The sequence below is a fragment of the Leucobacter soli genome (genome assembly GCF_042659205.1).
GTDB classification, from domain to species: Bacteria; Actinomycetota; Actinomycetes; order Actinomycetales; family Microbacteriaceae; genus Leucobacter; species Leucobacter soli.
Map to the genome: position 1 here is coordinate 1 of NZ_JBHSRW010000109.1, position 7,706 is coordinate 7,706.

Annotated in this window: 5 protein-coding genes; all 5 read left to right on the plus strand. The window is 71.3% G+C overall.

Annotation, left to right across the window (positions count from 1 at the left end; genetic code table 11):
• The first annotated feature begins 57 nt into the window (after positions 1–57).
• A complete protein-coding gene (locus tag ACFPZL_RS08035; protein ID WP_218116208.1) occupies positions 58–2,442 on the plus strand; it encodes a heavy metal translocating P-type ATPase in 2,385 nt (794 codons plus the stop codon).
• Positions 2,443–2,525: 83 nt separating this feature from the next.
• Entirely contained in the window at positions 2,526–3,290 is a 765-nt protein-coding gene (locus tag ACFPZL_RS08040) for an SDR family NAD(P)-dependent oxidoreductase (RefSeq protein WP_218116209.1), read from the plus strand.
• A 136-nt stretch (positions 3,291–3,426) separates the two neighbouring features.
• Complete coding sequence (locus ACFPZL_RS08045) at positions 3,427–4,500, plus strand: cation diffusion facilitator family transporter (RefSeq protein WP_218116210.1); 1,074 nt, start codon at positions 3,427–3,429, stop codon at positions 4,498–4,500.
• Positions 4,501–4,589: 89 nt separating this feature from the next.
• Positions 4,590–5,078, plus strand: coding sequence for a Fur family transcriptional regulator (locus ACFPZL_RS08050; protein WP_218116211.1), 489 nt, complete (start codon positions 4,590–4,592; stop codon positions 5,076–5,078).
• A gap of 95 nt (positions 5,079–5,173) precedes the next feature.
• On the plus strand, positions 5,174–7,402 hold the full coding sequence (gene katG / locus ACFPZL_RS08055) for a catalase/peroxidase HPI (protein WP_218116235.1): 2,229 nt from the start codon (positions 5,174–5,176) through the stop codon (positions 7,400–7,402).
• Positions 7,403–7,706 lie beyond the last annotated feature (304 nt).

Sequence of the window (7,706 nt, forward strand, 5' to 3'; positions counted from 1 at the left end):
CGGCCGGCACGGCCGCCCCGCCCTCACCTCCCACTGAAGCCAAGGGAACAGCGAACCATGTCGAACACGTCCAGCATCGAACTCGAGATCGGCGGGATGACCTGCGCCTCGTGCGCGAACCGCGTCGAGAAACGGCTGAACCGCCTCGACGGCGTCGAGGCGTCCGTCAACTACGCCACCGAGAAGGCGCGGGTCACCGTGCCGGCGGGCTTCGACCCGCAGACGCTGATCGAGGAGGTCGAGCAGACGGGCTACACGGCCGCGCTGCCGGCGCCCCGGCATCCGGATCCGGGCCCGGCCCGGGATAGCGCAGGATCCTCAGGCGCCGCGGCGCCCGGGCAGGCCTCGGGCGCAGACACCGATGCCGCGCCGGCCGATCCCGAGCTGCACGCGCTCCGCCAGCGCCTGGTCGGCTCGATCTGGCTCTCGGTGCCTGTCATCGCGATGGCGATGATCCCGGTGCTGCAGTTCGACTACTGGCAGTGGCTCTCGCTGACGCTCACCGCGCCCGTCGTCGTCTGGGCCGGCTGGCCCTTCCACCGGGCCGCCTGGCTCAACCTGAAGCACGGCGCCGCCACGATGGACACCCTCGTCTCGGTCGGCACGATCGCCGCGTTCCTGTGGTCGCTCTACGCCCTCTTCTTCGGCCACGCCGGCATGCCGGGCATGACCCACGGCTTCGAGTTCGCGGTGCGGCCGAGCGACGGCGCGGGGAACATCTACCTCGAGACCGCAGCCGGCGTCACCATGTTCCTGCTCGCCGGGCGCTACTTCGAGAAGCGCTCGAAGCGGCGGGCCGGGGCAGCGCTGCGCGCGCTTCTCGATGTCGGGGCGAAGGACGTGGAGATCGTGCAGCGCGCGTCGGCGGAGACGTCGGCCCCCGTCACCGGTTTGCCGCCGGCGGGGGAGCGCGTCCCCGTCGAGGACCTCGTCGTCGGCGATCTCTTCGTCGTGCGTCCGGGAGAGAAGGTCGCGACCGACGGCACGGTCGTCGAAGGGATGAGCGCGATCGACGCCTCGATGATCACGGGCGAGTCCGTACCCGTCGAGGCGGGTCCCGGTGACGCCGTCGTCGGAGGCACGGTCTCGACGAGCGGTCGGCTGATCGTGCGCGCGACCCGCGTCGGAGCCGACACGCAGCTCGCGCAGATGGCGCGGATGGTTGAGGAGGCGCAGTCGGGCAAGGCCGAGGTGCAGCGCCTCGCGGATCGCATCTCGGGCGTGTTCGTACCGATCGTCATCGTGATCGCGCTGGCGACGCTCGCGGCCTGGCTGCTGCTCGGCAACCCGGCGGCGAGCGCCTTCACCGCGGCCGTCGCCGTGCTGATCATCGCCTGCCCCTGCGCGCTCGGGCTCGCCACACCGACCGCGCTGCTCGTCGGCACGGGCCGCGGCGCCCAGCTCGGGATCCTGATCAAGGGACCCGAGATCCTCGAGTCCGCCCGGCGCGTCGACACCGTCGTGCTCGACAAGACCGGCACCGTGACCACCGGGAAGATGGCGCTCACCGATGTCGTCGTGGCCGAAGGCCAGGATCGCACCGAGCTGCTGCGCCTCGTCGGCGCCCTCGAGCACGCCTCCGAGCACCCGATCGCGCAGGCCATCGCTGCCGGCATGACGGCCGAGCTCGGGATCGCGGTGTCGGAGCTGCCGAGCGTCGAGTCGTTCCGGAGCACCGCCGGCATGGGCGTCGCCGGCCTCGTCGGTTCCGGCGCTGAAGCCGCTGCCGTCTCCGCCGCCGGCGTCACCGTGCTGGTCGGGCGCCGATCCCTGCTCGACGACTGGAGCATCGCCGAGGACGCCGGCATGCTCGCCGAGCAGGCCCGGCTCGAGTCCGAGGGCCGGACCGCCGTGCTCGCCGCCTGGGACGGGAAGATCCGCGGCGTCATCGCCGTCGCCGACTCGGTGAAGCCGACGAGCGCCGAGGCGATCCGGCAGTTCAGGGAGCTCGGCCTCGATCCCGTGCTGCTCACCGGCGACAACCGCGCCGTCGCCGAGCAGGTGGCCGCCGAGGTGGGCATCGCGCGGGTGGTGGCGGAGGTGCTGCCCGGCGAGAAGGTCGATGCGATCACGGGGCTGCAGGCCGAGGGTCGGGTCGTCGCGATGGTCGGCGACGGTGTGAACGACGCGCCGGCGCTCGCGCAGGCCGACCTGGGCCTCGCCATGGGCACGGGCACGGATGCGGCGATCGAGGCGGCCGACATCACGCTGGTGCGAGGCGACCTGCGCAGCGCCGGGGATGCGCTCCGACTCTCCCGCCGCACGCTCGGCACGATCAAGGGGAATCTCTTCTGGGCCTTCGCCTACAACGTCGCGTCGATCCCGCTCGCGGCGCTCGGGCTGCTCAACCCGATGATCGCGGGGGCGGCGATGGCGTTCTCGAGCGTGTTCGTGGTCGGCAACAGCCTGCTGCTGCGCCGGTTCCGGTCGCACGCCGGATGACCGGCCCGCCCGAAGGGGCACGGCGCCGAAGCGCATGTCGGAGGATCGCGCGACAATAGGGAGCACCACGAAAGGGGAACGTCATGGACATGGCAGGATCGGGCGCCATCGTCACCGGAGGCGCGAGCGGACTCGGCTGGGAGACGGCACGGACCCTGGCCGCTGCGGGCGCCCATGTGACCATCGTGGATCTGCCGAGCTCCCCGGGCACCGAGCGCGCCGCGGAGATCGGCGGGTCGTTCGCCCCGGCCGACGTCACCGACCCCACGCACGTGGCCGAGGCCGTCGTTCAGGGCGCGGCGTCCGCGCCGCTGCGCATCGTCGTCAACTGCGCCGGGGTGGCGACGCCGGCGAAGGTGCTGGATCGCGAGGGCGACCCCGCAGCCGGCCTCGAGACGTTCGCACGCGTCCTGCACATCAACCTGCTCGGCACCTACCACGTGGTCGCCCATGCGGCCGCGGCGATGGCGAGGACCGAGCCGACCGCGAGCGGTGGACGCGGTGTGATCGTGAACACCGCCAGCGTCGCGGCCTTCGACGGCCAGATCGGGCAGCCCGCCTATGCGGCTTCGAAGGGCGGCGTGCACGCCATGACGCTGCCGCTCGCCCGTGAGCTCGCACGGCACGCGATCCGCGTCTGCACAATCGCGCCCGGCATCATGGAGACCCCGATGATGCAGGGCCTCCCGCAGGCCGCGCAGGATTCGCTCGGTCAGCAGGTCCCCTACCCCGCCCGTCTCGGCCGCCCGTCCGAGTACGCCGCGCTCGTGGCGAGCATCGTCGAGAACGACTACCTGAACGGCGAGACGATCCGGCTCGACGGCGCGATCCGCATGGCCCCGCGCTGAGCCCGGCCGCCTGTCGGCCCGTGGCTCGCGCTGCGCTATCCGCATCCCAGCCCCTCTCCATCCCAGCCCCATCCGCCGCATCCCAGCCCCCATCCGAACTCCGAGCACGCACCGACCACCGCACGACAAGGCGACCATGACCGACCCAGAGCACCCCGAGGCCTGCGACCCCGCGTTCAGTCCGGGGCATCCGTCGCGACCCGGAGGCAAGGACGGACGCGGGGAGGGGCACGGACGCGGAAGCGGGGACGGGCACGGGCACGCGCACGCGCACGGCCTCTCCGGCGCCTCGGACACCGCCGGTTCCGCTGGAGGCCCGGGCACCGCGACCGGGCGGCACCGCAGGCGGCTGCTCCTCGTCCTCGTGATCACGCTCGCGGTGGTCGGCGTGCAGCTCGTCGGCGCGCTGGTGTCGGGCTCCCTCGCGCTGCTCGCCGATGCCGGCCACATGCTCACCGACGCCACCGGGGTAGGCATCGCCCTCGTCGCCAGCCTGATCGCCGGCCTGCCGGCGACGAGCCGGCGCACCTACGGCTACCTGCGGGTCGAGGTGCTCGCCGCCCTCGCCAACGGCATCGTGCTCGGCGTGATCGCCGTGGTCATCTTCGTCGAGGCCGTCGCGCGCTTCGGCAGCGAGGTCGAGATCCAGTCCGAGGTCATGCTCATCGCTGCGGTGATCGGTGCGATCGCGAACCTCGTCTCGCTGCTCATCCTGCAGTCGGGCCAGAAGGAGAGCCTGAACGTGCGCGGCGCCTACCTCGAAGTGCTCGGCGACCTGCTCGGCTCTATCGCGGTGATCGTGGCCGGCGTCGTGATCCTCCTCACCGGCTGGAACTGGGTCGACCAGATCGCCTCGATCCTGATCGCGCTGATGATCGCGCCGCGCGCCTTCAGCCTGTTGCGCGAGGTGGTCGACGTGCTGCTCGAGGCGACGCCGCGAGGCTTCGACCTCGACGCGGCCAGGCGGCACATGCTCGCCGTGCCCGGCGTGACCGAGGTTCACGACGTGCACGCCTGGGTGCTGACCTCGGGAGTGCCGACGTTCTCGGCGCACGTGACCGTCGCCGACGAGACCTGGAACGAACGCGGATACCACGCGATCCTCGACGAGATGAAGGCCTGCCTGCGCGGCCACTTCGACGTGGAGCACACCACGCTGCAACTCGAGCCGGAAGGGCACCGCAGACTGCAGCCCCACAGCCATCCGTGAGGAGTGTGCTCCTCCCCCGCCCCCGCGAATCGCGGGAACCGACCTCGCCAGTTGTTTTGTATTATTCAAAATAAGGCTAGAATGGAGCCATGACCGCACTCGCCGCGCAGGCCACCGCGCACACCCCTGAGCACTGGGGCGAGACCCTGCGCGCTCACGGGATGCGCGTGACCTCGGGCCGAGTCGCCGCCCTCGGCTACCTCCAGATGCACCCGCACAGCTCGGTCGCCGACATCCACGGAGCGCTGGCCGGCGAACTCCCGTCGCTTTCGCAGCAGTCGGCGCACAACATCGCGAACGATCTCACCGAATGCGGCATCCTGCGCCGCATCGACCTGCCGGACTCCGGCAGCGCCCGCTACGAGATGAAGCGCGGCGACAACCATCACCACGTGCAGTGCGTCGTCTGCCAGCGCATCGAGGACATCGACTGCATCGTGGGCGAGGCCCCCTGCCTCCGCCCCGAGCACACGCACGGCATGCGGCTCCTCGAGGCCGCGATCACCTTCCGCGGCGTGTGCGCCGACTGCGAGTCGCGCCTCGAGCCCGCGGCAGCCGGCGGAGCGCCGGCGGCCTGAACCGACGCCCGCGCATCAGGAGCCGCGCGCCCGCATCCGAAGACCCACCGAACCTCATCAACCCTCTACGAAAGGAACAGGCCTTGTCCGAAGACATGAAGTGCCCGGTCGACCACGGCAGCGGCAAGGGGCCGACCCCCACCTCCGGCCATGCCGCGCCGACGAAGGGCGCGACCGGCAACAGCGACTGGTGGCCGGACCGCCTCAACCTCAAGATCCTCGCGAAGAACCCCGACGTCGCGAACCCGCAGGGCGCCGACTTCGACTACGCGGCCGCGTTCGAGGCGCTCGACCTCGCCGAGGTGAAGCAGGACATCGCGCACGTCCTCACCGACTCGCAGCCCTGGTGGCCCGCCGACTTCGGCAACTACGGCCCCCTCATGATCCGCATGGCCTGGCACTCGGCGGGCACGTACCGCGTGTTCGATGGCCGCGGCGGCGGCGGCACCGGCCAGCAGCGCTTCGCCCCCCTCAACTCGTGGCCCGACAACGTCGGCCTCGACAAGGCCCGCCGCCTGCTGTGGCCGGTCAAGAAGAAGTACGGCAAATCGCTCTCGTGGGGCGACCTCATGATCCTCGCCGGCAACGTCGCCCACGAGCAGATGGGCATGCCTACCTTCGGCTTCGGCGGCGGGCGCCCCGAGGCGTGGGAGCCGGACGACGACGTGTACTGGGGCAGCGAGAACAGCTGGCTCGGCGATGAGGACCGCCTGGGCGAGGACGGCGCGCAGGAGCTCGCGAAGCCCCTGGGCGCGACCATGATGGGGCTAATCTACGTGAACCCCGAGGGTCCCCGCGCGAGCGGCGATCCCCTCGCCGCGGCGCTGCAGATCCGCGAGACCTTCAAGCGCATGGCCATGGACGACGAAGAGACCCTCGCACTCATCGCCGGCGGCCACACCTTCGGCAAGACCCACGGCGCCGCCCCCGAGGACGATCACGTCGGCGACTCCCCCGAGGGTGCGCCGATGGAGCAGATGGGCCTCGGCTGGAAGAGCAGCTACGGCGACGGCCACGGCAACGACACCATCGGCTCGGGCCTCGAAGTCACTTGGACCTACCACCCGACCCGCTGGGACAACGAGTTCTTCCACATCCTCTTCGCCTACGAGTGGGAGCGCGTGACGGGCGAGGGCGGTCACGACCACTGGCGCCCGAAGGACGGCGCGGGCAGCGACATGGTGCCGATGGCCCAGGGCAGCGGTCGCCGCGAACCGCGCATGCTCACGACGGACATCGCGCTGCGCGAGGATCCGATCTACCGCGAGATCGCGCTCCGGTTCAAGGACGACCAGCAGGCCTTCACCGAGGCCTACCGCCGCGCATGGTTCAAGCTGACCCACCGCGACCTCGGCCCGAAGTCGCGCTACCTCGGCCCCGAGGTGCCGGCAGAGGATCTGATCTGGCAGGATCCGATCCCCGCCCGTGACTACGAGCTGATCGACGCGGCCGACGTCGCGGCGCTCGAGCAGAAGATCGCCGATAGCGGCCTGACCGTGAGCGAGCTCGTCTCGACCGGGTGGGCGGCGGCGGCCTCGTTCCGCGGCAGCGACAAGCGCGGCGGTGCGAACGGCGGGCGCCTGCGCCTCGAGCCGCAGCGGAGCTGGGAGGTCAACCGGCCCGAGCAGCTCGCCCGGGTGCTGGGCGTGCTCGAAGGCATCAAGGCCGAGTTCGACGCGGCGAACACGGAGTCGGGCAAGAAGGTCTCGATCGCCGACCTCACCGTGCTCGCCGGCAACGTCGGTGTGAAGCAGGCCGCGAGTGCCGCGGGCCGTGCGGTGGAGATCCCGTTCTCGCCGGGCCGCACCGATGCCACGCAGGAGCAGACCGACGTCGAGCAGTTCGACTACCTGAACCCGGCGGCCGACGGCTTCCGCAACTACGAGAGCGCGCGCGGCCTCGGCCGGCCCGCCGAGCACCTGCTGCTCGACCGCGCGAACCTGCTGACCCTGTCGGCGCCCGAGCTGACGGTGCTCGTCGGCGGCATGCGCGTGCTCGGCACGAACTGGGACGGTTCGGACCACGGCGTGCTCACCGACCGCCCGGGCGAGCTCACGAACGACTTCTTCGTGAACCTGCTCGACCTGAACACCCGGTGGCGCGCCGTTGACGCCGAGTCCCGCACCTTCGAGGGGATCGACGAGGCGACGGGCGAGCGCAAGTGGACCGGCTCTCGCGCCGACCTCGTGTTCGGCTCGAACAGCGAGCTGCGCGCCGTCGCGGAAGTCTACGCCAGCGATGACGCCGCCGATCAGTTCGTCGCCGACTTCGTGAAGGCGTGGGTCAAGGTCGCGAACCTCGACCGCTTCGAACTGAAGAAGTAGGTCGCCGCGCCGAGCGAGTCGGCACCGCGAACGGGGGCGCCCCGGCCATCATGGTCGGGGCGCCCCCGTTCGTCGTCCGGGCGTCGCCGTTCGTTCTCCGGGCGTCGCCGGCTCATTCCTGCCGACGACGCTGTACGAGATCGTCGACACTGTATGTTTTCGCGGCACGAAGTCGTGCAGCGTCGACGATCTCGTACAGTCCGGAGCCCGAGGCGGGCGGGGCAGGGCAGGACTGCCGAGGTCGCCGGGACGGCAAGGGAACGGCTGCACCGGCGGGGGCCGTACCGGCAGCGGCGGCTCGGCC

Coding starts and splice junctions, on each gene's coding strand:
- ACFPZL_RS08040 (WP_218116209.1), top strand. CDS start 2,526: ATGGACATGGCAGGATCGGGCGCCATCGTCACCGGAGGCGCGAGCGGA.
- ACFPZL_RS08050 (WP_218116211.1), top strand. CDS start 4,590: ATGACCGCACTCGCCGCGCAGGCCACCGCGCACACCCCTGAGCACTGG.
- ACFPZL_RS08035 (WP_218116208.1), top strand. CDS start 58: ATGTCGAACACGTCCAGCATCGAACTCGAGATCGGCGGGATGACCTGC.
- katG (WP_218116235.1), top strand. CDS start 5,174: ATGAAGTGCCCGGTCGACCACGGCAGCGGCAAGGGGCCGACCCCCACC.
- ACFPZL_RS08045 (WP_218116210.1), top strand. CDS start 3,427: ATGACCGACCCAGAGCACCCCGAGGCCTGCGACCCCGCGTTCAGTCCG.